Source organism: Thermomicrobium roseum DSM 5159 (assembly GCF_000021685.1).
Lineage (GTDB): Bacteria > Chloroflexota > Chloroflexia > Thermomicrobiales > Thermomicrobiaceae > Thermomicrobium > Thermomicrobium roseum.
The window spans coordinates 327,609-353,894 of the sequence record NC_011959.1 but is presented as its reverse complement, the minus strand read 5'-3'; the positions used below and the strand labels follow the sequence as shown (position 1 = coordinate 353,894).

The following is a 26,286-nucleotide window of genomic DNA, read 5'->3' as shown; positions in this document are numbered from 1 at the left end:
TTCACTCGCCGACACCGCGGACGAACGCGGGAACCAGGGCGCGCAGAGCTCGGGGCTCGACCGTGACGGCTAGCTCGGTGATACCGATCCAACTGTCCCCATCGATCTCGGCCGGGACCGGTGTCGCTGCTCGCACCACTACTCGTCGCCCACGATACGAGGCGACGTAGCGCGAGCGCCACAAGCGACCGAGCGCGGTCCAGGCGAACAGCTCTAGCCAACCCACGAGATGTGGAGGGTGCAAGATCAGCACGTCCAGCAATCCATCGCTGGGATCGATCGCGGGTCCGAGACGGAAATAGGGATGAACGAGAAACGAGCCATTCGCCAAAAGCACGCTGCGCGCACGCACCACGTGCTGGATCCCATCGACCTCGACCGTAAAAGGCCATGGGCCGTCCAGCAGATGGCGAAGTCCCGGCACGAGATAGGTTCGCCACGCGAAGAAACGCTTGGCGGAGGGAGGCGCATCGCGGACAATCGTCCCATCGATACCCGTTCCGCCGAGGAAAAGGAGGATTCGCTCAGCATCCACGCGACCAACGTCGAGAAAGCGGAAGCGCGCTGGGCCGGCGAGTAGGCGCGCCGCCCGCACCGGATCAGCCGGGAAACCGAGCAAACGCGCAACGTGATTGGTCGAGCCTCCGGGCAGTGCACTAAAGACCGCATCGCTGCCGACGACGCCCGCAGCGACGCGGCTCGCTGTACCGTCCCCACCGAACGCCACGACCACTTCGGCCTCGCGAGCCGCCTGGCGCGCCAGTCTCGCCACCTCATCCGGTGAAGAGCCGACATGGACCGTGACCCGAAAGCGCCTGGCCAGTTCCTCCCGGACGCGCGCCACGCTCGAGGGGCGCACACGCCCAGCGCCGCTGTTGACGATGAGCGCGAGCGTCGGAAACGCCTTCATGAGGTCGCCGGCGCCCCGATTCGATACCGTAGGATCGCCCCGATGCCGCCGAACGGCTCGAGTCGAGCGCGTAAATCCCGCTCACTCAGGAAGACGAGATTCGCGTTCTGTCGATAAGCCTCGGCGTAGACTTCCGGCACGATATTCTCGCGCATGCGCGTCAGGCCACCACAGAACACGCACTCGCTCGCCTCACTGCCGATCGGTTGCAGGGCACCGCAGCGCAGGCAGTATCGCCCCGGCGCACTCAGCTGGTCATCGACGACGAGACTGTTGACATTCTGCATCTGTACCACTTCGACGACGCGATCGAGCCCGACCACCGCCATGTCTTGACTGAGTGCCTCCTCCAGCACCAAGTCGACATAGCGTTGCCGCTCCTGCTCCTGCCACGCCGTCACGATGCGCTTGGTCTCCTCGCGGATCTCCTTGGCTGTCGCCTCCATCAAACAGTTGAAGGATCCGACATAGCGCTCGCGCAAGTACGGATGCAGGCCATCGACGAAGTCCGCGACCACCTCGTCGGGACCAGCGACCACGAGAAACCGGAACGGATCTTGCTCGAACAGTTGGAACAGCACTTGCCCGACCCGCTGAAAATGCTGGCGCACATGATCCTCGATGTGGCGGGCAAAACGCGCCTGCGACCAGCCCCCTTGCCCATGCTGGCCGGGAACTTCCTCGTCCAGTCGTACGGCGACTTCTTGAAAGTTCACCAAATGGCCGCGGAAGATCCTTGCCCGGTCTCGCGAAATCACACACGTACAGATCGGCTCGAACAACTCGACCACGCGCACCAGGCGCCCGATGACAGGCCGAAAATCGAGATCGGCTTCATTCCCGACCTCTCGCGGCACATGATAGACGCGCCAAAGGCCAGCCCGGCTACTCGCGAAGAGGGCCACTCCCTGACCGAACTCGTCGCCATGATCGCGGAAGAAGGCGCGGATCCGTTCGACATCCTCGTCGACCGCTTGGGACTGTGCTCGATTCAGTCCAATCTGTTCCCGCGCTCGCTCCAACTCCTTGAGCAAGTTCTTCAACCGAATCGAATAGTGATCGTCCGTGATATGCTCTTTATCGACTCGTAAGTAGAGACTGATGATCGGCCATTCGTCGCTGCGCAGTGCTCCCAAGCCTTCGACTTCACGACGCGTTATCTCCACGCTCGACCCTCCCCATACCCGTCGATCAGATGATCGATCCGCGATCGTTCAGGAATGCTCGCTGACCGCTTCTTCAGGACCGAAGAGTCTTTCGACCAAATAGTTCGCCAGCCAAGTCGCCACGGCGGCGAGCACCAGATTGAGAACCCCACGGACGAGGTTGCGCACCATCCGATTGCTCCTTTGGCCACGCACGCGAGCCCTCCGGCCTCCCCACTCATTGTCTATCCAGCAGTCTACCACGCTGCATCGCAGCGTTCGCGGCGATTCGCGTGTGCAGTCGCCATGCGCTCGTCATCTCAGGATGGGCGTCGTCGCTCGGCTTCCCGCCACCATCCCGCCGCGACACCTAGAAGACCGAGTGCCGCGACGCCGCTCAGAACCACAGCCGCGATATCGGCGAGTAACGGCCAGCGAGACGCCCCGGGAAGGTCGGTGAAGGGCCAGGCGAGCCATCGGTGGAGGACCAGGAGTTGCGTAAACTGCCCCCCGACTGCGTTCGCCAGAACCCACACAAACCAGCGCGCCAATAGGATCGACCAGTACACGGAGATGAGCACGGGAATCCAGTTGGCGAGCTGCACTGCCACTGTCCCGCGCCGTCGGACACGCCGGGCACGCAGTGGTGGCCGATCACTCATCCTTGTGCAACCCTCTCCCGTTCAGCGAGCAGCTCCTGAATCGCATCCCAGATCCGTTCAGCTACCTCCTCCTTCGGAAGATCAGGTAACCCCTCAGGTTCCCGACCACGTCGCAACAACGTGACACGCGCAGTCTCCGCTCCCATCGTCCGCCGTGCATCGTTGATGACGAGAAGATCGATCCCCTTCTGGACGAGCTTTTCGTGGCCATGCTCGAGGAGTCGCTCCGTCTCCGCCGCGAACCCGACCTTGAGGAGTCCAGGACGCGCGACCGATGCCAGGATGTCCGGTGTCGGCTCCAGTTCCAGCAACAGCGATGCTGTGCGCTTCTTGATCTTTTCGGCAGAAACCTGACGGGGGCGGAAATCAGCCACTGCAGCGCACATCACCAGCACGTCCGCATCGCTGATCGCCTCCTCAACGGCTGCCGCCATCTCGGCTGCGCTCTCGACAGCAACGAAGCGAACGCCGAACGGAGCAGGTAAACAGGTCGGACCACTGATCAACGTCGTCCCTGCACCGCGGTCACGCGCGACCTCGGCCAACGCATAACCCATCTTGCCGCTCGAGTGATTGCTCAAAAATCGTACAGGATCGATCGCTTCCCGTGTCGGACCAGCAGTCACCACGACTCGGCAACCAGCCAGGGGCCCAGCACGACCGAGCACCGCCCGGACAGCACCGAACAGCTCCTCGGGTTCGGCCATTCGACCCTCACCGACCATCCCGGAGGCGAGCGGTCCACGATGCGGTCCGATCACCGTGACGCCACGCCTCCGCAAGCGCTCCAGGTTCTCCTGAGTCGCCGGATGGAGGTACATGTACTGGTCCATCGCCGGCGCGACGATGAGCGGTGCTGGGCAGGCGAGTGCGGTGAGCGTGACTGCGTCATCCGCCAGACCATGCGCCAGCTTCGCCAGGGCATCAGCTGTTGCCGGCGCGATGATCATGACGTCGGCAGCTGCACCGAGCGTGACGTGTCCAGCCTGCTCCCCTTCCCAGACGCCGACTGTCGTGACCTGTACCGGGCGACGCGTGATCGCCTGGAAAGTCAAGGAGCCGACGAAAGCGGTGGCAGCTTCCGTCATCACCACATCGACGATGGCGCCACCCTGGATCAGGCGACGCACGAGTTCGACCGTCTTGTACGCGGCGATACCGCCGGTCACTCCGACGACAACTCGTTTATTCGCCAGCACCCTGGCCACAGCTCGTCCCCTCCGCTCCTCGCTCGATCTGCAGTGATCGGGCAGCGAGCACCGCCCGCACCTCAGCGAAACCGCTCTCGAGCCGAGGGTACACGAACCAGACGGTCGCCAGCGCGAACGAGACGCCGGTGAAGACCCGCAGCTGCCACGTACTCTCCCGCAGACCGACGAGCTGCGTCAGGCCATCGATCGCCATCGGCATCGACAACAGGAACGCACCCCGCCAGGAAAGTGGTCGGAGCCAGCGCCGGACAACCGCATACACCATTCCCAGCGCGAAAACGCCCAGGTAAATAGCCAGGTCGCGCTGGCAGTACGCCATTTGGTGACCGAAGAGGAAAAAACTCCGCTCCGGTTTCTGATGACAGACGAAGCGGTAGGCGAAATAGATACCATACGCCAATGTCGTGTGCCCCTGCGCGAGGAGCCAGGGAGCGAGAAGCGGCAAGAACGCGAAGACACCAGCGAGCAGGTTGAGCCCAGCGAGCCAGTGCCGGGCCCAGAATGCGACCGACCGATTCACGACGGCTTCGACCCGGTCGGCCCGCACCACGGCAGTCGGCGTGGGAGCAAAATGCGGATGATCCATCGGTCGTTTTCCTCTTTGCACGCGCCTTTGACGAAATCACCCTGGAAAGTTTATACTGCTAGAGATTGTGTGGGCGCCGGCCCCCATCGTCTAGAGGCCCAGGACACCACCCTTTCAAGGTGGAGATCGCGGGTTCGAATCCCGCTGGGGGCACCCCGGTTTTCTCAAGCGTTCTGCCCTGCGCGACCGCGGACGAGGATCCTGCCGAATGCGATCGCTGCAACTCGATCCGCCCAGACTCGAGCACGAGCGCGGGTACACTCGGCGCTCGTTGGAATCGGACCTGCTCGGGAAGGACACACCCTCGATTCCGACGAGGGAGGTGAGCCGATGCACGTGGTGATTCCCGTTGCCGGCCTGGGGACCCGACTTCGCCCCCACACCTGGAGCAAACCCAAGCCGCTCGTGACCGTCGCCGGGAAACCGATCCTCGGCCATGTCCTGGACCGACTGAACCGGTTGCCACTCCAACGCGTCGTCTTCGTGACCGGATATCTCGGCGAGCAGATCGAAGAGTATGTGCGCACCCACTACCGATTCGACGCTGTGTTCGTCGAGCAACCTGAGCCGCTCGGGCAATCGCATGCCTTGCTCCAGGCTAAAGGTCTCGTCCATGGTCCGACGCTCGTCGTGTTTCCCGACCTCGTTTTCGATGCCAACCTCGAAGCGGTTCTCACTTGTCCGTGGGATGGAATCGTTTTCGTGAAAGAGGTCGACGATCCCCGCCGCTTCGGTGTCGTCATCGTCGAAGACGGACGGATCGCCCAACTGGTCGAAAAGCCAGCGCAACCGGTCTCTCGGCTCGCCGTGGTCGGGGTGTATTACTTCCGTGACTTCGGAGACCTCATCGCTGCGATCGAGCAGCAGATCGCCGAGGGCCGCAAGCGCGGGAACGAGTACTACTTGGCAGAAGCGATCCAGATCCTCATCGACCGCGGCCGCACGATCGTGGCGCAACCTGTCTCGGTTTGGGAGGATTGCGGCACGGTCGAAGCGCTCCTCGAAACCAATCGTTTCCTCCTGGACCGTCAAGCCGGCCCACAGCCGTCCTTCCCGACCGCCGTCGTCGTTCCACCGGTCGTGATCGATCCCACTGCCCGCATCGAGCACGCCGTGATCGGTCCTTACGTGAGCATCGGTCCGGGCGCGGTCGTCTCCCACGCGATCGTCACCGACTCGATCATCGACGAGGAGGCGACCATCAACGGCGTTATGCTGCACCGCTCAATCGTCGGTCGCCGCGCCCGGGTACTCGGTGACTTCGTGCGCGTGAACGTCGGCGATTCCTCGGAGATCACCTTCTCCGGACGAGACGGAGCATGAGCTGATGCCTGCGCGTTGGCTCGAAGTCGCTGTCGAGACTGATGCTGAGGTCGCCGATGCAGTCGCCGAACTGTTCGCCCGCTTCGGCTACCAGCAGGGAGCCGCCGTCTTTCACCCGGTAGCACAGGATCCCGACGGAGAAAACGCGACCATCGATCCGGCGACTCCGGTTCTCATCGCGACCTATCTGCCGCTCGACGAGCAGGTCGATGCCACAGTCGAACGACTCCGACATGGGCTTTGGCACCTGAGCCAACTCGGGCGTATCGGTGAACTTCGCCTGCGGACACTCGCCGAGGAGGAGTGGGCCGAGGCATGGAAGAGCCATTTCCCGGTGACGCGCATCGGCCACCGGATCGTCATCCGGCCTTCCTGGATCCCTTACGAATCACGCGACGACGAGATCGTCGTTCACCTCGATCCTGGTATGGCCTTCGGAACGGGGCTCCACCCGACTACCCAGCACTGTCTCCTCTGGTTGGAACGCTTGGTCACCCCCGGCATGAGCGTCCTCGATGCTGGAGCTGGGTCGGGCATCCTTTCCATCGCTGCGCTCGCGCTCGGTGCTCGGTCGGTCACGGCATGGGAAATCGATCCGGTTGCTGGCGAGGTCCTGCGGGAGAACCTGGAGCGGAACGGCGTCGCCGATCGTGCGACGGTGCGCATCGGCGATGTCACCGAGGACCTCACTGATCGCGAGGCCTATGACCTCGTCGTGGCCAATATCGTTGCCCGCGTCTTGATCGAAGCGGGGCCGCGCTTGGTGCGGGCTGCACGGCCCGGCGCTCACCTCGTCCTCAGCGGCATCATCGACACAGCCGAGGAGGGAGTCCGTCGCCGTTATCACGATCTCGGCACTGAACTCGTCGAGCGCCGGCAGGACGGTGATTGGGTGAGCCTGCTCCTGCGGCGGAATCGGCCATGAGCCGGCGGGGCCATCGCTTCTTCGTGACCGAACATCTCGAACTCGGTGCTCGCGTCACCCTACCTCGGCGCGTGAGCCATCAGCTTGTCCGTGTCCTGCGGCTGCGCCCAGGCGATCGGGTGCTCCTCTGCGATGGTCGCGCGATCGATTTCGTCGCCGAACTCATCGAGCTCGATCCTGAGCGCACGGTCGCCGTTCTCGTCGATGCCCAGCCGGCACGACCCCTCCCCCCGCCACCGATCGTGTTACTGCAGGCCTTGCTGCGTCACGATCACTTCGACCTGGTGGTGGAAAAGGCGACGGAACTCGGCATCGTTCGCATCGTTCCCCTGCACACTCAACGAACTGTTGTTCATCTAGCCCTTCGCGATGTGACCCAACGTCTGGCGCGTTGGCAGCGGATCGCCATGGAGGCCAGCGAGCAATGCGGGCGCGGTACGCTGCCTGAGATCGACACCCCCTCGACGCTCGACCGCGCACTCGCCACCGTGCGCACCGCTCGCTTGCTCGTCTTTTGGGAAGCACCCGAAGCGGAGGCGATCGCACACGCCTCGTTCTCGCCAGACCAGACGGTCACTGTCGCCGTGGGCCCCGAAGGCGGGTGGACAGCCGAGGAAATCGCGCTCTTCCGACGGCACGGGGCGGAGTTTCGCTCGCTGGGGCCGCTGATTCTCCGGGCGGAAACCGCCGCGATCAGCGGCATTGCCGCCGTCCAGGCACGCACGCGTCCGACTCGTCCGCAGTTCAGGGAGCCAGGCGAACCTGCCGCACCTCCAGGCTCCTCAGCCGGTTGAGGGCGGCTGCCAGCTCGTACCGTCGCGGGCGTGCCAGATCGCCTGGGTGGCCCCGGTACGGTGAGAGGATATCCAGACCCTCGCGGTCAACGATCTCGTCCACCAGATCGAGGATCGCCGACAGTGCCCGCTTCCCATCGATGATGTCATGCTCGACGGCATAGGCCAGCGCCAACCCGATCGCGCGCACTTGACTAGGATCGACCAGCTGCTCGACATGTCGAAGATCGATCGACTCGTACCCGAACGTTACTTCCTCGGTGCCATGCGCCTTGATCCGCGTTCGCTCCCGTCGCCGCGGATCGATGCTTTCTGGAATCGGTACTCGCTGCACCACCCCTGGCCAGGGATTCGGTGGAGCGAACACCCCGTTTCCATGCTGACGAGCGAGTTCGTGAGCGCGAGCCGTCACGTCGCGTGGGTGATAGGCGTGCATCCAGATGACCGTATCTGCCACGTGCAGATAGTCGCCCGCACCACCCATTACCAGAATGGTCGAAACACCTGCCTCGCGGTGCAGCTGGCGGACACGATCGATGAAGGGGACGATCGGTTCAGCTTCAGCAGGGACAAGTTCGCGCATCAGGTGGTCGCGGATCATGAAGTTCGTGGCACAGGTGTCCTCGTCCATGAGAAGCACCCGAGCACCGGCCTCCAACGCTTCGAGGATATTGGATGCCTGCGAGGTCGATCCGCTCGCATCCTCGCTGGTGAAACAGGTCGTCGAGCGACCGAGCGGGAGGTCACGTATGAACGGTGAGAGATCGACACCGACAACGCGACGGCCATCCTCCGCTCGAATCACCACGGCATCGGCTCGCGTCACGACTCGCTCTCGTCCATCGCCGGGGATGTGATTGTAGACTCCGCGGGCCAGTGCCTCGAGAAGCGTCGACTTGCCGTGGAATCCGCCACCGACGATGAGCGTGACTCCCTCTGGAATACCCATCCCACGAAGGCGACCACTGTGCGGAGTCGCCAGTTCGACTTCCAAACTCGGCGGTGGCTCGAAGGGAACGACTCCATCGGTCAGTGGCTCCTGACTGACACCGCTCCTGCGCGGCAGGATCGCTCCTCGGCCGATGAAAGCGACGAGACCGGCCCTGGGCAACTGCTCGCGCAGCGCTTCCGCATCTTCGACCACCGCGATGAACCGTTCTGCTTCCTGAAGCGCCGTCCGATCGAGCCAGAGAGCATATCGAGCGATTTCGGGCAGCGCGGCCGTGAGCAAGTCTTCCGCCACATCACCGAGCACCGTTCGACCAGCTGCTGGTAGTCCCACTGAAAGGCGCAATTCGACCCGATCGTCGCTGATCCGGCAGGCGGTGCGTTCGAGAACCTCCTGACCACCGGCATCGACCTGGATAATCCCCGAGCGACCGGTTCCCGTCCGCCGACGCCCGACTCGATCGATGGCTCGCCGTGCACGCCGAGCGAGAAAATCCTCCAATGCGACCCGCCGTATCCGATTCGTCAGGGGGGAAAGACGAGCCGCGAACGCTCCACGATCACGCGCACGCGCGACGGAGGCGCATATGGATCACCCTGCACGTGATCGATCGCCAGGATGATATCCCCGAGCCGAAAGAAGCCGCGAAGCTCCTCGTAGGCCTTGTAACCCCGACGATCGATACGCCGGAGAATCGTCCGGAGCGCACTGACGTCGCGCACACCAATCCCTCCCCCTGAGCGCTCGGCAGTGAGTATAGTGGTTCGGCTGGCCGGCTCCGGCAGTGCCCTGTCAGCGAGGAGGGGAAGATGCCGTTCTGTGATCTCAGCCACGTACGCTTGTACTACAGTCGAGCTGGGACGGGCCCTCCGGTTATCCTCCTCCACCAGTACTTCGGAACCAGCGAGAGTTGGCTTGCCATCTTCGATACCCTGCGCCGCTCCTTCGACGTCATAGCCCCCGACCTCCGAGCACATGGACGAAGCAGCGATCCCGGTGGGCGCCTGACGCTGCCCGGGTTCACGACTGATATCGCTGAACTCGTGCGGCGGCTGGGGATCGAGTCCGCGCATCTCGTCGGAGCGAGCCTCGGCGCCATGGTCGCGACGCGCCTGGCTGTCGAGGGTGCCATCCATCCACGGTCTCTCGTGCTCATCGGCCCGCCCAATTTCGCCGCTCCCTCCACGGCCGCTTACACCCGGCAAATCATCGAGGAACAGTTTCCCTCCAACGAAGCTGAGTACGCCCACCTGCACCGCGCGCATGGCCCGCACCACGCCCGCGACCGACTCCTCGCCAATTTCATTCGCGATAGCAAGGAGCAGCCGCCCGAGATGCGCGAGTGGCAGGCTGGGGTCGAGTCGCTCACTTGCCCGGTGTTACTCATGAGCGGCGACAATGATCCGGTGGCCCCTGCGCCGTGGCTCGTCGACATCGCCAGCCGGCTACCGGCAGGAGAACTCTGTCTCCTGCCGCGCGCCGGTCATTTCCCACATCGCTTACTCCCGCATATTGCTGGACTCGTCTTGCTCGACTTTCTCCTGCGCGCCGAGCGAGCCAGCAGCTGAAGCGCTCAGGCTCCGCCGGGATGCAACCGACCGCCCAGGAAAAAGGCGAGTTGTCCGAGCGCCAGGATGGCGAGCGCCAGGAGCACCAGCCCACCGAGGAGACGTGCTGGCAGCCGCGCCCGTATACCGAGATAGAGGGCAGCAAGCAGCGGCGCTCCGACCAGGCCTGCGTAGTGCCCGACTTCGACCGTCCAGGCGAGTCCGGAGGGGCCACTCAAACCGATCCCGCGCGCTCCCGCCGGGAGGATCACGAGGGAAAGGATCAGGCCCGCCAACGGGAGGATCGTCGCGATCAGCTTGTCCCGCAAGCGCCAGCGGACACTCGCCCAGGTCAACAGCAGCCCGATCGGCCAGAGGACGGCTGTCGCCGCCACCGCGACCAGCATGAGAATGTCTCGATCGCTCCATTCACGCTCAGGTGAGCGCACGAGAGGCTCGCGAACCATCGGGTCCGACGTCCATTCGACTCAGAGATCCTTGTGCAACGTCGCCAAGAACTCTGCGTTGTTCTGCGTCCGCGCCAGCCGGCCCAGCACGAGTTCCGTGCCATCGGTCCCGCCGAGCATCGACACCATGCGTCGCATCGTCCAGACCTGGCGCAAGGTCTGCTCGTCCAACAACAATTCCTCGCGCCGTGTCCCCGAGCGCTGGATGTCGATCGCCGGAAAGATACGCCGCTCGGCAAGCTTGCGGTCGAGGTGCAATTCCATGTTGCCGGTGCCCTTGAACTCCTCGTAAATGACGTCGTCCATACGGGATCCGGTATCGACCAAGCAGGTGGCGATGATGGTGAGGCTCCCACCGCCTTCGATATTGCGCGCAGCACCGAAGAAGCGCTTGGGCGGGTAGAGCGCGACCGGGTCGATACCACCGGAAAGCGTTCGCCCGCTCGGCGGAACACTCAGGTTATAAGCACGAGCCAGCCGGGTGATCGAGTCGAGCAAGATCACCACGTCCATACCGCACTCGACCAATCGTTTGGCCCGCTCGAGCGTCATTTCCGCTACTCGGATGTGGTCTTCGACCGGTTCGTCGAAGGTCGAGGAAATGACCTCACCGTCGACGGAGCGCCGCATGTCCGTTACTTCCTCAGGGCGCTCACCGATGAGCAACACGATGAGATGGATGTCCTTGTAGTTGGTCGTGATGCCATTCGCGATGTGCTTCAGCAGAACTGTCTTTCCGGCCTTGGGCGGCGACACGATGAGACCACGCTGCCCGCGTCCGATCGGCGCGACCAGGTTGACCAGCCGCGTCGACAGGATGTGCGGCTCGGTCTCCAGATTGATCAGTTCCATCGGGAAAATCGGAGTCAGGGTATCGAAACTCGGTCGTCGCCGCGCCAACTCCGGGTCCATGCCATTGACGGCATCGACTCGAAGCAGGCTGTAGTACTTCTCGTTCTCCTTCGGCGGACGCACTTGCCCAGCGACCCAGTCTCCCTGGCGCAGGCCGAAGCGTCGGATCTGCGACTGCGACACGTAGACGTCATTGGGACCCGGCAAATAGCGTTCACCGCGGAGGAATCCGAATCCGTCTTCGGTGATTTCGAGGACACCTTCCCCGAAAATCCCCCCCTCGCGCTCGATCTGGGCGCGCAGGATCTTGTTTACGAGTTCCATCTTGCGCAACCGCTGCGCATTCGGGATGCCGAAGTCCCGGGCGATCGTTTGGAGTTCCTCGAGACTCTTGTCCTGGAGCTCGGCTGCGGTAAGCGTCGGAGTCTCCTTGACCTCTTCGACTGTAGTCGTGGTGGGTGCAACAGGATCCATAAGTTCCGCCCTCCTCGAATCGGTTCGTTTTGCCACGCGTTCGTTCTCCTCTACTTGGTTCGTCCTCTCGAACATTCCGGGTGAACCGCTCGCCGCACGGAGACCAGGTGAACCGCCCGATCACCCCCGCGGAGGAGTCGGAACGGCCCAGGCTGGCTTCGTGCGCGAAAACGGTGATCGCAGTGCGGACAAATCTCGGAAACCTCTTGTGCGCGTCTTTCGATTTCCCGTGAGAGATGCCGGTCTTCGAAGCGTCAACAGGACTGGTTCGAGACCGGGGCACGATGGAGAGGCATGAGACAACGCGGGTCAACCCGCGCTCTTTTACTCTACCATGACTCTACCATCCGTGTCAAACGCGATCGTCTGGTATTCCTGTACCTTCGCCAGCCGGTGCTCGGCCGCGATCCGCCGGATCGTCCCGGTTCGAGATCGCATCACGATCGAGTGCGTCTCGGCACCGTGCCGCGTGAAGCGAACTCCTTCCACCAGATCCCCGGTCGTGATCCCGGTCATGGCGAAGAAGACGTTGTCCGAGCGCACCAGGTCGTCAGCCGTGAAAACCTTCTCGAGTTCGAGCCCGAGTTCGCGTGCGCGCTGGCGTTCTTCTTCGTCACGCGGATACAGCGTGCACTGAATCGCCCCGCCAACGCACTTGAGCGCTGCCGCCGCGACGACCGCTTCCGGTGAACCACCGATACCCATCAACACATCGACACCCGATTCCGGGAAAGCGGTCATCACGGCACCCGCCACATCGCCATCGGTGATCAGCCGAATGCGAGCTCCCGCACGGCGGATCTCCTCGATCAGTGCCTGGTGGCGGGGACGGTCCAACACAACGACCGTCAACAGTCGGACACTCATCCGTTTCGCTTCGGCGATCCGGTGCAAGTTCTCGGTGGGGGAAAGTCGAATATCGATCGCGTGCGCGGCTTCCGGCCCTACCGCGATCTTGTTCATGTAGACGATTCCCGGCGGGTAATACATCGAACCCCGCTCGGCCAAGGCAACGACCGAGACGGCACCTGGCATGCCGTTGGCGCACAGCCGCGTCCCATCGATCGGATCGACCGCCAAATCGCTTTCCGGCGGCTCTCCGGTTCCCACTTCCTCGCCGATGTACAGCATCGGCGCCTGATCCTTTTCCCCCTCGCCGATGACGACGATTCCCTTCATGTGCACCGTCGAAAGCATCCGCCGCATCGCCTGCACCGCTGCGGCATCCGCTGCGTTCTTGTCTCCACGCCCGACCCATTGGGCCGCGGCCAATGCAGCGGCCTCCGTTGTACGCACGAGTTCCATCGCCAGGTTACGATCCAGCTGATCCATCGCCCGATCCTCCTTCCGCTGGTACCCGTGCTGCCAAGCGATCCTGCTGCCGTACTAACCAGTCCTGCGCCAAGCGTGGGATCTGTGCAACTGGTACCCGCTTGACCGTGCATGGTGGCAGTGACTGAACGAAGAGCTGCCCGTAGCGGCGCGTCGTGACGCGCCGATCCAAGACGACACAGACACCATAATCGCGCGTGCTGCGGATGAGTCGCCCGAAGCCTTGCTTGAAGCGGAGGACAGCCTGCGGCACGGCGTATTCTTGAAAGGGATCGCTGTACGATTCGCAACGCGCCGCAAAGACCGGATCGCTCGGAACCGCGAACGGCAGCTTCGCGATCACGAGGACGCTCAATGCTTCACCCGGTACATCGACTCCCTCCCAGACGGCATTGGTCCCGAGGACGACCGTCGCCGGTCGCGCCTTGAGGCGTTCGACCAGCTGGCGCGGGCTGCCATCCAACCGTTGTCCGAGCACGAGGATTCCCTCTTGTTCGAGCGGCCGCTTGATCGCCCGATAGGCTGCCTGTAGGGCACTGTGCGACGTGAAAAGGACCAGCGCACGACCGCGCGTCACGCGCAGCAACGCCAAGAGTGCTTCGTTCACTTGTCGCTGGTACCCCGGCTCACCCGGTTCTGCCATGTCCTCAGCCAGGCAGAGTAGCGTCGAACTGGCGTAGTCGAACGGCGATTCCACGACCAGTTCGTCCGCATCGGCTAACCCGAGTTGTTGTCGGATGTAGTCGAACGAGCGATCCACGGTCAAGGTCGCTGACGTCAGAACCAGGGTATCGACTCGACTGAAGAGCATTTCCTGAAGGAGCGGCGCGACGTCCAGCGGCGCCATATTCAGGCTGACCGACAACGGTTGCGCACGCCACGTTAACCAGTACACCCGCTCGACGCGCGGCGAGAACAAAATCTCCTGCAAGCGGCCGTGCAGCTCGCGCGCCCGCCGCTCCAGCACGTCCAACTCGGTCACGAGTTCGCTCAGTTCGTCGCGGATCGCCGCGGGAAGATCCTCCAGCCGGTGACTGACCCACTGGAGGGCCGAGAGAACTGTCCGGAGATGGCTGGTCACCGTTTGGCCAAGCTCTTCGACCGTGCCCCAAATCGTTTCCTGCCGCAGTGCGCCAGTGATGCGGATCTGCCGATCATAACCTCCGTTTTCCACCGGATGGCGTTGCGCCACCTCCGCCAAGAGGTGGAACAGCATTTCGGTGTGTTGGTGCAGCGTCTCCACGCGCGGCCACAGGTCGGTCAGCCGCTGACCCAGTTCGCGAGCGACAGCCCGCGCCGATCCATCCGGCCGTTGAGCGAGCACTGACCAGAGTTCGCCGAGCACACCAGTATAGCGACCCAGATGATCGAGTCCGAGCACCCGCCGCACCAGCTCACGCATATCCTCATGAGCGATCTGAAAACCGAACTGCTGCGTCGCCTCATCGACCAGGTGATGCGCTTCATCGATGATGAGGTGCCGGTACGACGGCAACACACGGCTCTCGGCCAGCAGATCGGACAGCAACAGCGCATGATTCACGATGACGATGTGCGCGCCTTCGGCTGTGGCCCGCGCCCGGTAGAGGAAACATTGGTTCCGCCGATGGAAGAGGCAACGGCTCGGTAGGCAGGCCCCTTCCGACTCCGCCACTTGTGCCCATGCCAGCTGTTCCTCGTTTGAGAGGTGCAGTTCCGCACGATCGCCTGTTTCCGTCTGCGCGAGCCAGGCGGTGATCTTCGCTGCGAGGAGCGCTTCGGCCCGGCTCGTGAACGGTTCACGCTGCCGCAGAAACCAGCGCCGCAGGCAGAGGTAATTCGATCGCCCCTTCAAAACCGTCGCCCGAAACCGTGCCGCATCGGCCAGTCGGGGATCGTGTTCAGCTGCTGCCTCGAGCGCACGCCGAAGCAACGGGAGATCCTTGGCGAACAACTGATCCTGCAATGCGAGTGTATCGGTCGAGACGACCACCGTTTCGCCACGCGCGACCGCATGGAGGACAGCCGGCAGGAGATAGGCCAGCGACTTACCAGTTCCCGTCCCTGCCTCGACCAAGAGCTGGCCTCCCTGGTTGAGGACGTTCGTCACCGCCTGGGCCATCCGTACTTGACCAGCTCGAAACTCGTACCCGGGAAGTGAGCGCGCGAACGGGCCCTCGGGTCCGTAGAGACGGCCGATCCAGTCGAGGTCAAAGACCGGTGCCTCACCGGTCGGTTCGAGGCGTGGTGGCCGATCGCTCGGCAGCAGAAAGACCAGTTCGGCCGCATGATTGGCACCCGGTACCGACGAACGCACGCGCTCGGCGAGCGCATCGCCGAGCTGCCCGATCCCTTGAGTGACCAACTCGTGATAAATCGCCTCGAAGACTTCCGCTTCCGGCAATCCGGCCTGCGCACTGTAGTCGGCCAACCGTCGCAACGTTTCCGGATCGTAGGCGCGCAGCAGGTCACACAGTCCCAGAAAGACCGCCATGGTCGTCTCGACATCGGCCATCGCCCGATGCTGCTGCGCGACCGAGATGCCCAGTCGTGCCGCGATGCCAGCCAACGAGTAGGCCGGAAGATCGGGCAACAAGATCGTCGCCAAACGGAACGTATCGTAGACCGGATTGCGCAGTTCGAGTCCGTGCGCGCTCAGCATCTGCAGGTCGTAATCCGGAGACTGGCCGACGATCGGGTAATTGCGGACGAACTGGCGGAGCCGTGGCGCGATCTGCTGGAACGAGGGTGCACGCCGGAGATCGCGCATCGTGAGACCAGTCAAACTTGCCACCGCGAGCGGAACAGGACGCCGCGGCTGCACGAGCGTCTCGAATCGCTCGAGCACTTCCTCCTCGCGGAACTTGATCGCCGCGACTTCGATGATTTCGTCGCGCTCCGGATCCATACCAGTCGCCTCGATGTCGAGCGCGACGTAAATCCGCGGCATTGCCGGCACCCCTCGATCGACTCGTTTCAGATGACTGGGAAAGCTCGCACAAGCTGAAGAAGCTGCCGGAGGCCGAGCTCCAGGGGCGCGATCTCGATCGTCTCCTCCAGCGTGTGGCTCCCCCGCCCTCGCGTCAACCCGATGCAGATCGCTGGAATCCCAGCAGCGATCGCCGCATTCGCGTCCGTGCTCGAGGCATCCAGGACCGGCTCGATTCCGAGTGCACGGAGCACCTGTAACGCTGTCCGGACGACTGGTGCATCCACGGGCGTCTCGCCAGCCGGCCGCTCGCCGAGCAACTCCAGCTCGACCTCGACACCCGCCGCGCGTTGCCGCGCAGCGAGTTCCTCGACCGCGCGAGAGAGCCGCTGCAATTCACGCGGGTCGATCGACCGTAGATCGATCACCGCCTGGGCGAAAGGAGCGATCGTGTTGACCGATACTCCACCGTCGATCATACCGACATTGTACGTCGTCTTGGGTGAACGCGGCACCGGAAGCTCCGTCAGCGCACAGATGATCCGTGCCAATTCGTGGATCGCGCTCGGCGTCCCGAAGTTCCCCCAGCTATGACCACCAGGCCCGCGCACGATCAACCGCAGGCGGATCGATCCAACGGCGATATGCGTCACCCGACCGAGATTGTGCCCCTCCACTGCCACCGCGGCCCCGAGTTCGCGCCCGAACTGATCGACGAGCGCGCGCATCCCGCGCAGATTTCCCAGCCCCTCCTCCCCGACGTTCGCCGCGAGCACAAGATCGCCCGGAAGCACGACGCCGAACGATTCGAGGAAATCCCACAGCGTAAGCAACGCCGCCACGCCCAACGCGTTATCGCCGATTCCCGGACCACGCACCCACCCCTCGCCACGCTCGATCGTCAACGGAGTCGTGCGCGGGAACACGGTATCCAAGTGGGCTGCCAGCAGGAGCGCTCGCTTCTCACCTTCTCCCCGTCGACGCACGACCACGTTCCCCACATCGTCTATGAAGGGAGACGCACCGCGCTCCCGAAAGAGTTCGCAGACCAGCTCGGCTCGTTCTCCTTCCTCGAAGGTCGGTGCCGGGACTAGAGCGATTTGGCAGGCCACATTGATCGTGCGCACACACGCCTCGCGGATGACCGAATCCTCTTTCGACAGCAACATGGCTCCCGATCCACCAAGTCGCACCGGTCAGCAAGCGCAGTGTACCACTGTCCTCGCGCTTCACCGGCTGCCGGCTTGGATGAGTCGAATTGGTCGTTGTTGCAACGCCAGAATGCCTCGTACACTAGCGATAGCGCAAACGTGGGACGCTCGAAGGATGTCCCGACGCGCGAGGGATGGAGGTTTCAAATGACGGTCACGCGAGCGCAAGAGTCGCGATCAGCGACGACGCGTGGAATCAGCGCCTATCGAGGCTATCGACCACCACCTGGCATGATTTCCTGGGCATTTCACCGCATTACCGGCCTCGGGGTTCTGTTGTTCCTCTTACTGCACATCGTGGACATCTTCCTCGTGAACTACGGTCCTGAGGTGTTCAACGAGTTGCTCTTTCTCTACCGGCACCCCGTTTTCCGGATCGGCGAAATCATCTTGGTTGGCGCGGTCTATTATCACGCAGCTAATGGTGTACGCATCATGCTCATCGACTTCTGGCCAGCCGCTTATCGTTACGAACGGCAGCTCTTCTATGGTGTCATGGCGGTCTTCCTGCTCGCCTTCATCCCCACTGCCTTCCTGATGATCCGCGCGATCATCCAAGCTGGCTGATGAAAAGGAGTTATTCCGATGACGATCGCACGACCGCACCTCGGACGAGAGCGACCTTCTGGCGGATTCGAGCTGTACAGCTGGTATTACTTCCGGATCAGTGGACTCCTGTTGATCCTTTTGGCAGTTGGACACGTCGTGATCATGCACGTCGTGAACACGGTCGACGAGATCGACTGGCAATTCGTGGCCGACCGGTGGAATTCGCCGTTCTGGCGCGTGTACGACTGGCTGCTACTGTTCTTGGCACTGACGCATGGGCTGAACGGCGCTCGTCTCGCCATCGATGATTATGTCCGTCCGCACGGTTGGCGCGTGTTCGCCCATTCGGTCCTCTGGACCTTGGCCCTTCTCTTTCTGGTCATCGGCTCGATCGCGATCGTGACTTTCGACCCATCCAAGTTCGAAGTCGTCGCACAGGCAGGAGGCTGAGCCATGGTGTTCCATCGCTTCGATGCGGTCATCGTCGGCGCGGGTGGAGCCGGCCTGATGGCCGCCGCTCAGCTGGCAGGCAAATGCAATGTAGCCGTCGTCAGCAAACTGTATCCGGTTCGCTCGCACACCGGTGCTGCTCAGGGTGGGATCGCCGCTGCCCTCGGGAACGTCGAGGAGGACCACTGGATCTGGCACATGTTCGACACCGTCAAGGGCGGCGACTATCTCGTCGATCAGGATGCGGCCGAAGTCCTCGCCCGCGAGGCGATCGACGCCATCATCGAACTGGAGCATTGGGGATTTCCCTTCAACCGGACACCGGATGGTCGGATCGATCAGCGGCGCTTCGGTGGTCACACCCGTAACTTCGGTGAGGGTCCAGTGCGCCGGGCGTGCTATGCGGCTGATCGTACCGGCCACATGATCCTTCAAACGCTCTACCAGACTGCGCTCAAGCGGCAGGTCACCTTCTTCGACGAGTTCATGATGCTCGATCTCTTGCTGACCGACGACGGTGTCTGCACCGGCATCGTCGCTATGGATATCGAGACCGGCGACATCCATGTCTTCCACGCCAAAGCCGTGCTCCTGGCGACCGGTGGCTTCGGGCGTGTCTTCAAGGTCACGAGCAATGCCCTCGCGGCAACGGGTGACGGCGTGGCCATTGCCTTTCGGCGCGGTATTCCCCTGGAAGACATGGAGTTCTACCAGTTCCATCCGACGGGAATCTACAAGATGGGGATCCTCCTCTCGGAAGCCTGCCGCGGGGAGGGCGGAATCTTGCGCAACGGACTGGGCGAGCGCTTCATGGAGCGCTACGCCCCGACGCTCCTCGACTTGGCACCACGCGACATGGTTTCCCGTGCCATCTATCAGGAGATTCGCGCCGGTCGTGGTGTGGACGGCAAGGACTACGTCTGGCTCGATCTGACTCATCTCCCGGCTGAGGTCATCGAGACGAAACTCCCTGACATCACCGACTTCGTGCGGACGTACCTTGGCCTCGATCCCGTCAAGGATCTTATCCCCATCCAGCCGACAGCCCACTACGCGATGGGGGGGATCCCCACCGATGTCGACGGCCGAGTGACGATCGATGCGCAGAACACGCCCATACCCGGTCTCTACGCGGCGGGCGAGTGTGCCTGTGTGAGCGTCCACGGTGCGAACCGGCTCGGCACCAACTCGCTCGTCGATCTCGTCGTCTTCGGTCGACGCGCTGGTCGCCACATGGCACGCTTCGTCCAGGAGAACGACTTCCATCCACTGCCGAAAGACCCGGCCTACCGCGCTCGTGCCGAAATCGAGTGGATCCGGGAGAACGACGGGACCGAGCGTGTCGCCCAAATCCGCGCCGAGTTGCAGGAAGCGATGATGACCGACGCAGGTGTCTTTCGCACCGGCGACGGTCTGAAGCGCTTGCAGCAGAAGCTCGGTGAGCTACGCAATCGCTACACGCAGATTCGGATCGACGACAAGAGTCGCACCTTCAACATGGAACTGATGGAAGCGATCGAGCTCGGCTTCCTGCTCGACTGTGCCGAAGCCATCGCTGCTTCGGCGCTGGCTCGCGAGGAAAGCCGGGGTGCTCACTATCGCGAAGACTTCCCAGCACGGGACGATGCCAACTGGCTCAAGCACACCCTGATCGCTCGGACATCAGGTGGACTCCAGCTCTTCTACAAGCCAGTCGTCATCACGCGGTTCGAGCCGAAGGAACGGGTGTACTGAGATGCAGGTGACGTTGCGTATCCAACGGTTCAATCCCGAAACCGATACCAAACCGTACTACCGCGAGTACACGGTCGAGGTCGAACCGACTGATCGGGTCCTCGATGCGCTCAACTACGTCAAGTGGTACCAGGATGGCAGCTTGACCTTCCGCCGCAGCTGCGCGCACGGCGTCTGTGGTTCCGACGCCATGCGTATCAATGGGCGCAATCGACTGGCCTGCAAGGTGCTCATCAAGGACCTCGGGCCGAAAATCACGATCGAGCCGTTGCTCGGCTTTCGCATCATCCGTGACCTCGTCGTGGACATGGAGCCCTTCTTCGCCCAGTATCGCACCGTCATGCCTTACCTCATCAACGAGGAGCCACCACCGGTCCGCGAGCGCCTGCAATCACCGGAGGAGCGCGCTCTCTACGACGATACGACCAAGTGCATTCTCTGCGCCTGTTGTACCTCCGCCTGCCCCATTTTCTGGACGAACGAATGGCTCGGCCCGGCCGCGATCGTGAACGCGCATCGCTTTTTGTTCGACTCGCGCGATCGGGCGACCGAGGAGCGACTTGCGATTCTCAACCAGCGATTCGGTGTGTGGCGCTGCCGGACGATCTTCAATTGCACGGAAGCATGCCCGCGTGGTATCCAGGTCACCAACGCGATCGAGCAGGTCAAGCGCCGTATCCTCTTCGAGCAAAGCTAGCGGGAGCCAGCGATGCGTAATCCGTTCGACTGGGACTACCTGACCGCTCCGCTCTGGCAAATGCCTACTTGGGGACCGCTCTCGATCACGTACGTCGTCGTTTTCTCGCTCGGTTTCCTCACCTGTCTCTGGATCTACAACGACCCACGCCGACTCATCCGCAAGCGCGATCCTCTCCTGGCCGACTTCCTGCAGCGCATCGCTGGATGGGGTCTCATCGTCTTCGGCATAGGACTCTTCTTCTTTCTCTTCCGGCTCGGCCGCATCAGTGCCTTCGATCTCTACAAGCGGATCTGGCTGTATCTCAGCGCCCTCTTGGTACTCGTGTGGACAGCGTATGCCGCGCACCTGCTGCTTCGCGTCTATCCACCCCTCGCGCGGCAGCGCGCCGAAGAGCTCCGGCGCAAGCAGTACGCGATGACCCCCAAGCGAGCAGCTCGCCGTGCAACCTCGGCAGCATCTCCACGCAAGCCTCGCTGAAACGCCCTCGCTCGATCTGCTTTCTGGAAACGACGCGGGCCACAGCGGCCATGACCGCTGTGGCCCGATGAACGGACCGTGCACCCTCCGTCGATCGCAACCCTCCAGCTTGCACTGGGCTCGCTAGCTCCGGCCAGGCACTCCCACGTCGCCCGAGGAAGACCGCTTATGGCTGCTGCCTTCCGGCCCTGACCAGGTTCACGGGTCCTCGCCGCGTGGGACCCAACCATCCTCACCGCGTGGCCCAAGCAGTCCCACAGGGTTGGACCTCGGGAGGGAATTCGGCCCCGCTAGAGCGGATTGCGGGTACAGGGCACCGCTAGCTCCCCGCCTAGCACGGTCCGGCCATCAGTATAACCGAGCTACTCGCATCACGCCAACGGCACGCTACACGGGCAGCACCGGCAGCCCGCCCCGGCAGGATCGCTCGCACTTCGTCATCTCATCGACCTGTCACACGCTTACCGAGCAGCCACATGGGCAGCAACGCTCCTCGAGGAGACTGCGTCGCAGCTGGCTCGCCGGCCAGGATTGCGCGATCTTCCCTACAGCCAACGCGAATGCGTGTGTGAACGAGGTGGAGGCTTGACAGCAAGAACGTTCCGCAGTATCCTACGATGTAGGATCCGTACGTACAGCGTTCGAACGCGCGCCGACTGTCGTCAAAGGCTTCTTCTCCTTTCGACCACTTCTCCCTCCCTCCCTGTACCCGGGGCCGTCGGCTGACGGCCCCGTTCTCTGACCCGCGCTCGCGACGACTCGATCCGGTCGAACCGTGGCCAATGCTCCGGGAAGTCGCTGCCTCGAAAGGGAATCCGTGGAGAACTCGTGCTCGATGCACGAGGGGCAGTGGTGCTCCACTGCCCCCCGGTAAAAGACGAAGGGGACTTGCGTCCCCGTCGTCGATCGGGCCGATCGCCGAAGGAGGGCGATCGCAGTTCGACCGTGGCCGAGTCCGGCCGAACTGGATGCGGGTCGTCGAGGGGGACGCGATCCCGTTCGGGATCGCGTGAGGAGGTGACTCAGAGGAGTTGCCTAGCCTCACCCGACGGTGGAGTGAGGTGGCTTTTCCTCGGCCAGCAGCGATCGACCCGATGCGCGCGAGAAGCCCGCGCGCAGACCGTTTGATTTGTCGTGCTCGGTCGAAAACGATTCGACCGAACCGATCCGCTCCAGCTCCTCGGCGATCTGCCGCAGGCGCTGGGAGTTGATCGCATAGTATTTCATCCCGTTGGCTGGCCGCACGGTGACGATTCCGGCGGCCTCCAGCATCGCCAGGTGCCGCGAGACGGCTGACTGACTGATGCCGAGCATGCCAACGATCTCCTGAGCGTACCGTTCACCGTTGCGGAGCAACTCGATGATCCGCAACCGGGTACCGTCTCCCAGAGCACGCAGACCAGGCAAGAGGTCAGGCGAAATGACGGACTCGACCTCTGGCTGCGTCGCTGCACTGGTCCGCTGGCAATTGAAGTACAGGATCAATTCCGGCGGGTACAGGATGAACTGGACGAAGTTGCCGAGATAGTACGAGGGGCAGAAGGTCACCCGCTCGACCCGCGGCAGCGCCAGCTGAACCTCGTCCGGCAAGCGATGGCCACTCAGCTCCTCGAAAGCTGCTGCCACGCTAGCAAAGGTGGTCGCTTTCGCCTGCCGGAGCGCTCGCCGCATGGCCGGTAACGCACGCTCGAACTCCGCCGCGTACAGCTCCCGCCAGAATCGCTCCAGGAGACGGACAGTCCGCTCCTTGAGTTGTTCAGGTGCAAGAACGAGCCGGACGACCTCGTCAGCATCGGCCCGCGTGAGACCAGGCTCGATGAACGACCGCCATGCTGCTGCGTCTTCCGACTCCGGGGGCGCCTCCAGCACCCCCCGATCGAGTGCCACCCGCAGGACGGCCTGGATCGCCATACTGCGGTAGGCCCAGGCCGGCAACCGCTTCAGGTGAGCGATATAGTCCTCGAAACCTGCCTCACGATGCTCGGGCCGGAAAGGATCGAACGACATCAACAACTCTTCGACGTAGTAGAGTAATCGGCCCGAGAATCCGAGCAGCGTATCGAGATCGTGCTCCCACTCCGCTCCGAGTGCTTTTCGCGCTTCGACCAGCCAACGCTCGAATCGGCGCGCATCCGTCGCTCGAAAGACCAGCGAAATAACCGAGGTCAAATCGAGCGGAACCGAAATTGCGACTTCGAGTTTGAGCGCCGGCCGGCCAATCAGCAACTCACCCATACGTCGCTGGCCCGGCCTCCTCGATATCGCGATATGACGATACCATGGAATCCAGTTGGTGTCAATCCCTTCGGACGCGGTCGTTGCGCCTCGCTCCCCCTCCCAATGAGGTGCCGCTGAAGTCGCTACCATCCGAGCCGTCTTTTCCCGTCCCCCTCACTGGCGAGCTGGACTCACCCTGTTTCATACATCGGCAGTTCGCCGCCTGAGCGCAGGGTCGTTCCGACGGCCGAATAGCGCTGTCGCGTGTAGTCGGATATCGTTCCTGATATTCTGTCTGTTCACGTGCACCTCGTGCAGATCAGTCGCGATCAGTCTCTCGGTACACCAGTTCCCGGTGATTTCCCTCTGCCATCCGATTCGGCGATACCCGGTCGCCTTCTGGCAGGTGACTTGGCTCGCTCGCATCGAGGCCGCCCGGGCTGCCCAACTCTTGCGTGATCACTATCCCGCAGTGTTCGGACGAGCTCGTTTGCGCCGACTCGGTTACCCCGGTATCCGGCAGACGCGGACCATCGTCGGCGAGTACATGCTCACGGTCGAGGACGTGCTCGCCGGTCGCCGGTTTCCTGACGCCATCGCGCGAGTCGCGTGGCCGATCGAACTCCTGACTCAACGGCGAGCTACCATTGGCAGCCATTCCCGGACGGTCACTTTCACACCATCCCCTATCGCTCCTTGCTCTCACCCGAGTTGACCAACCTCCTCGCCATCGGTCGCTGCACCGATGCCGAACCAGCAGCGCTTTCCAGCGCTCGTGTGATGGGGCCATGCATCGCCATGGGGGTGGCCGCAGCGCACGCAGCTGATCTCGCCTCCATCGCCCAGTTCTCCTTCCGCAACACCGATCTCCCTCACCTGCAGGAGCGATTGCAACCCAATCTCTCCTGAACTCGCTTTCCGACTGACTCTATCCGTCGCTCGATGCCGTCATGCTCCGATCCGACCTCGCTCGAAAGCTGTTCGGAGAGACCGGGTTCTTCATTCCTGCAACGTGTCAGGAATGGATCCAGCAAATCGCACCCTTCAGCGTTCGGAATGCCGGAACTTTCCGGTTGATGATATTGCATGACAACCTGTAGACTTGACATCGGGACCCGCCAGACGAACGGATCGAAACCGAGGCTCGCAGGCCACGGAGGTGGACTATGGCGCAAGCAGTCGCCACCCGACCGTTTACGGGTGAGGAGTATCTGGAGAGCCTGCGGGACGGACGCGAGGTCTACGTCTACGGTGAGCGCGTCACGGACGTCACGACCCATCCGGCGTTCCGCAACGCCGCCCGCATGGTCGCCCGGCTCTACGACGCCTTGCACGATCCGGCCAAGAAGGACATCCTCACCGTCGAGACCGATACCGGCAACGGTGGCTTCACCCATCCCTTCTTCCGCGCCCCCCCCGCTCGGTCGAGGACCTCGTCCGCGCCCGCGACGCCATCGCCGAATGGGCGCGTATGACCTACGGCTGGCTCGGGCGCAGCCCGGACTACAAGGCCAGCTTCCTCGGCACCCTCGGCGCCAACGCCCCCTTCTACGAGCCGTTCAGCGCCAACGCCCGCCGCTGGTACCAGCTCGGCCAGGAACGGGTCCTCTACTGGAACCACGCCATCGTCAACCCGCCGGTCGACCGCAACCGCCCACCCGACGAGGTCGGCGATGTCTACATGCACGTCGAGCGGGAGACTGACGGCGGGATCTACGTCTCGGGCGCCAAGGTGGTCGCCACCGGCTCGGTGCTGACCCACTACAACTTCATCGCCCACTACGGTCCCTTGCCGATCAAGGACAAGAAGTTCGCCCTCATCTTCACCGTCCCGATGGATGCACCGGGCGTCAAGCTGATCAGCCGGCCGAGCTACGAGTACACCGCTGCTGTCATGGGCAGTCCCTTCGACTATCCACTCTCAAGTCGCCTGGACGAGAACGACGCCGTCTTCATCTTCGACAATGTCTTCGTCCCCTGGGAGAACGTCTTCGTCTACGGCGATGTGGACAAGGTCAACAACTTCTTCCCAGCCTCCGGCTTCATCCCGCGCTTCACCTTCCACAGCTGCACCCGCTTTGCCGTCAAGCTCGACTTCATCGCCGGGGTGCTGCTCAAGGCCGTCGCCGCAACCGGCACCAAGGACTACCGGGGCGTGCAAGCCCAGGTCGGGGAGGTGATCGCCTGGCGCAACCTGTTCTGGGCCATCACCGACGCCATGGCCCGCAACCCGATCCCCTGGACGGATGGCTACGTGCACCCGAACCTCGAGTACGGCATGGCCTACCGCGTGCTGGCCCCGACCGCCTGGTCGCGTGTCCGCCAGATCATCCTGGACAATGTCGCGAGCGGCCTCATTTACATCCCCAGCCATGCCCTGGACTTCCAGAACCCGGCCGAGCGCCCCTACCTCGAGAAGTACGTGCGGGGAGCCGGTGGGATGGATGCGCACGACAGGGTCAAGCTCATGAAGCTCCTCTACGACGCGACCATCTCGGAGTTCGCCGGGCGGCACGAACTCTACGAGCGGAACTACGCCGGTAACCACGAGAACATCCGCCTGGAGACGCTGATCGTCGCCGAAGCGGTCGGCACCGCCGAGCGGATGCGCGGCTTCGCCGAGCAGTGCATGGCCGAATACGACCTGGAGGGATGGCTGACCCCGGACTTGGTCAACAACGAGGACGTCTCCTTCGTCCTCCGGCGCTTCCGGGAGACGCAGGGGTAACCGTGGCCCCGCTCGTCGGGCCGGCAGCTCCGGCGGGTCTCCCGCCGGCCCGTGAGCGGCCGCCGGGAAGGAGGGTATGGCCGCACGATGGGATCGGCACCCGCGCCAGTCGCGAGGTAGGTCGTCTTCTGACGT

22 protein-coding genes, 1 tRNA gene, 1 other RNA gene and 3 pseudogenes are annotated in these 26,286 nt (G+C 63.1%); 12 read left to right on the top strand and 15 right to left on the bottom strand.

The window, feature by feature from the left end; genetic code table 11:
• Position 1 precedes the first annotated feature (1 nt).
• From TRD_RS01625 to TRD_RS13455, 6 genes are all read right to left on the bottom strand, one after another.
• Complete coding sequence (locus tag TRD_RS01625) at positions 2-910, bottom strand: diacylglycerol/lipid kinase family protein (RefSeq protein ID WP_012641758.1); 909 nt, start codon at positions 908-910, stop codon at positions 2-4.
• On the bottom strand, positions 907-2,076 hold the full coding sequence (locus tag TRD_RS01620) for a baeRF10 domain-containing protein (protein ID WP_012641757.1): 1,170 nt from the start codon (positions 2,074-2,076) through the stop codon (positions 907-909). Before TRD_RS01620 ends, TRD_RS01625 begins: the two co-directional genes overlap by 4 nt.
• A gap of 48 nt (positions 2,077-2,124) precedes the next feature.
• On the bottom strand, positions 2,125-2,247 hold the full coding sequence (locus TRD_RS15200; protein ID WP_012641756.1) for a hypothetical protein: 123 nt from the start codon (positions 2,245-2,247) through the stop codon (positions 2,125-2,127).
• 128 nt (positions 2,248-2,375) lie between these two features.
• On the bottom strand, positions 2,376-2,717 hold the full coding sequence (locus TRD_RS01615) for a hypothetical protein (RefSeq protein ID WP_012641755.1): 342 nt from the start codon (positions 2,715-2,717) through the stop codon (positions 2,376-2,378).
• Positions 2,714-3,916, bottom strand: a complete 1,203-nt coding sequence (coaBC, locus tag TRD_RS01610) for a bifunctional phosphopantothenoylcysteine decarboxylase/phosphopantothenate--cysteine ligase CoaBC (protein WP_041436256.1) — start codon at positions 3,914-3,916, stop codon at positions 2,714-2,716. Before coaBC ends, TRD_RS01615 begins: the two co-directional genes overlap by 4 nt.
• Positions 3,903-4,514, bottom strand: coding sequence for a DUF2085 domain-containing protein (locus TRD_RS13455; RefSeq protein ID WP_012641753.1), 612 nt, complete (start codon positions 4,512-4,514; stop codon positions 3,903-3,905). Before TRD_RS13455 ends, coaBC begins: the two co-directional genes overlap by 14 nt.
• Before the next feature lie 79 nt (positions 4,515-4,593).
• On the opposite strand from TRD_RS13455, the gene TRD_RS01600 reads away from it, so the two are divergent.
• From TRD_RS01600 to TRD_RS01585, 4 genes are all read left to right on the top strand, one after another.
• Positions 4,594-4,667 (top strand) — tRNA-Glu (locus TRD_RS01600).
• 177 nt (positions 4,668-4,844) lie between these two features.
• Positions 4,845-5,837, top strand: coding sequence for a sugar phosphate nucleotidyltransferase (locus TRD_RS01595; RefSeq protein WP_012641752.1), 993 nt, complete (start codon positions 4,845-4,847; stop codon positions 5,835-5,837).
• A 4-nt stretch (positions 5,838-5,841) separates the two neighbouring features.
• Positions 5,842-6,762 (top strand): 50S ribosomal protein L11 methyltransferase, encoded by a 921-nt coding sequence (gene prmA, locus TRD_RS01590; RefSeq protein WP_012641751.1) that lies wholly within the window; start codon positions 5,842-5,844, stop codon positions 6,760-6,762.
• Positions 6,759-7,556, top strand: coding sequence for a 16S rRNA (uracil(1498)-N(3))-methyltransferase (locus tag TRD_RS01585; RefSeq protein ID WP_012641750.1), 798 nt, complete (start codon positions 6,759-6,761; stop codon positions 7,554-7,556). The genes prmA and TRD_RS01585 overlap by 4 nt, the downstream gene beginning before the upstream one ends.
• Here TRD_RS01585 and TRD_RS15265 read toward each other — a convergent pair.
• Both TRD_RS15265 and TRD_RS15260 read right to left on the bottom strand, forming a co-directional pair.
• A complete protein-coding gene (locus tag TRD_RS15265; RefSeq protein WP_420806791.1) occupies positions 7,507-7,992 on the bottom strand; it encodes a hypothetical protein in 486 nt (161 codons plus the stop codon). The two genes, TRD_RS01585 and TRD_RS15265, sit on opposite strands and share 50 nt — an antisense overlap.
• Positions 7,984-9,227, bottom strand: a pseudogene (locus TRD_RS15260) (P-loop domain-containing protein); the annotation flags it as partial. The gene TRD_RS15265 and the pseudogene TRD_RS15260, both read right to left, overlap by 9 nt.
• 87 nt (positions 9,228-9,314) lie before the next feature.
• Here TRD_RS15260 and TRD_RS15060 point away from each other — a divergent pair.
• Positions 9,315-10,073 (top strand): alpha/beta fold hydrolase, encoded by a 759-nt coding sequence (locus TRD_RS15060; protein ID WP_012641747.1) that lies wholly within the window; start codon positions 9,315-9,317, stop codon positions 10,071-10,073.
• A gap of 5 nt (positions 10,074-10,078) precedes the next feature.
• Here the strand turns inward: TRD_RS15060 and TRD_RS01570 are convergent, their stop codons facing one another.
• The 5 genes from TRD_RS01570 to TRD_RS01550 form a co-directional block, all read right to left on the bottom strand.
• A complete protein-coding gene (locus tag TRD_RS01570; RefSeq protein ID WP_052294032.1) occupies positions 10,079-10,519 on the bottom strand; it encodes a hypothetical protein in 441 nt (146 codons plus the stop codon).
• A 21-nt stretch (positions 10,520-10,540) separates the two neighbouring features.
• Positions 10,541-11,845: a transcription termination factor Rho gene (gene rho, locus TRD_RS01565; RefSeq protein WP_012641745.1), complete on the bottom strand. Its 1,305-nt coding sequence runs from the start codon at positions 11,843-11,845 to the stop codon at positions 10,541-10,543.
• A 324-nt stretch (positions 11,846-12,169) separates the two neighbouring features.
• A complete protein-coding gene (gene glpX / locus TRD_RS01560) occupies positions 12,170-13,177 on the bottom strand; it encodes a class II fructose-bisphosphatase (RefSeq protein WP_012641744.1) in 1,008 nt (335 codons plus the stop codon).
• Positions 13,158-16,106, bottom strand: a complete 2,949-nt coding sequence (locus TRD_RS01555) for a helicase C-terminal domain-containing protein (protein ID WP_012641743.1) — start codon at positions 16,104-16,106, stop codon at positions 13,158-13,160. The genes glpX and TRD_RS01555 overlap by 20 nt, the downstream gene beginning before the upstream one ends.
• Positions 16,107-16,132: 26 nt before the next feature.
• Positions 16,133-17,254, bottom strand: a complete 1,122-nt coding sequence (locus TRD_RS01550; RefSeq protein WP_012641742.1) for a M20/M25/M40 family metallo-hydrolase — start codon at positions 17,252-17,254, stop codon at positions 16,133-16,135.
• A gap of 189 nt (positions 17,255-17,443) precedes the next feature.
• On the opposite strand from TRD_RS01550, the gene sdhC reads away from it, so the two are divergent.
• Genes sdhC through TRD_RS01525 form a run of 5 tightly spaced genes read left to right on the top strand, consistent with a single transcriptional unit; the run spans position 17,444 to position 21,206 of the window.
• A complete protein-coding gene (gene sdhC, locus TRD_RS01545) occupies positions 17,444-17,863 on the top strand; it encodes a succinate dehydrogenase, cytochrome b556 subunit (RefSeq protein ID WP_012641741.1) in 420 nt (139 codons plus the stop codon).
• 18 nt (positions 17,864-17,881) lie between these two features.
• Complete coding sequence (locus tag TRD_RS01540) at positions 17,882-18,295, top strand: succinate dehydrogenase hydrophobic membrane anchor subunit (RefSeq protein ID WP_012641740.1); 414 nt, start codon at positions 17,882-17,884, stop codon at positions 18,293-18,295.
• Between the two features lie 3 nt (positions 18,296-18,298).
• Positions 18,299-20,029 (top strand): succinate dehydrogenase flavoprotein subunit, encoded by a 1,731-nt coding sequence (gene sdhA, locus TRD_RS01535; protein ID WP_012641739.1) that lies wholly within the window; start codon positions 18,299-18,301, stop codon positions 20,027-20,029.
• A 1-nt stretch (position 20,030) separates the two neighbouring features.
• The gene (locus TRD_RS01530; protein ID WP_012641738.1) at positions 20,031-20,726 is read left to right on the top strand and encodes a succinate dehydrogenase iron-sulfur subunit; all 696 of its coding nucleotides are present in this window, start codon (positions 20,031-20,033) and stop codon (positions 20,724-20,726) included.
• Between the two features lie 12 nt (positions 20,727-20,738).
• Positions 20,739-21,206: a hypothetical protein gene (locus TRD_RS01525; RefSeq protein ID WP_012641737.1), complete on the top strand. Its 468-nt coding sequence runs from the start codon at positions 20,739-20,741 to the stop codon at positions 21,204-21,206.
• Positions 21,207-21,282: 76 nt separating this feature from the next.
• Here the strand turns inward: TRD_RS01525 and ffs are convergent.
• Together ffs and TRD_RS01520 are read right to left on the bottom strand one after the other, a co-directional pair.
• Positions 21,283-21,546: signal recognition particle sRNA large type (ffs, locus tag TRD_RS14070), an RNA gene on the bottom strand.
• A 701-nt stretch (positions 21,547-22,247) separates the two neighbouring features.
• A complete protein-coding gene (locus TRD_RS01520) occupies positions 22,248-23,441 on the bottom strand; it encodes an ArsR/SmtB family transcription factor (RefSeq protein WP_012641736.1) in 1,194 nt (397 codons plus the stop codon).
• A gap of 337 nt (positions 23,442-23,778) precedes the next feature.
• On the opposite strand from TRD_RS01520, the pseudogene TRD_RS15320 reads away from it, so the two are divergent.
• A pseudogene (locus tag TRD_RS15320) lies at positions 23,779-24,332 on the top strand (FAD-dependent oxidoreductase).
• Positions 24,333-24,589: 257 nt separating this feature from the next.
• Positions 24,590-26,151, top strand: a pseudogene (locus tag TRD_RS15180) (4-hydroxyphenylacetate 3-hydroxylase N-terminal domain-containing protein).
• Positions 26,152-26,286 lie beyond the last annotated feature (135 nt).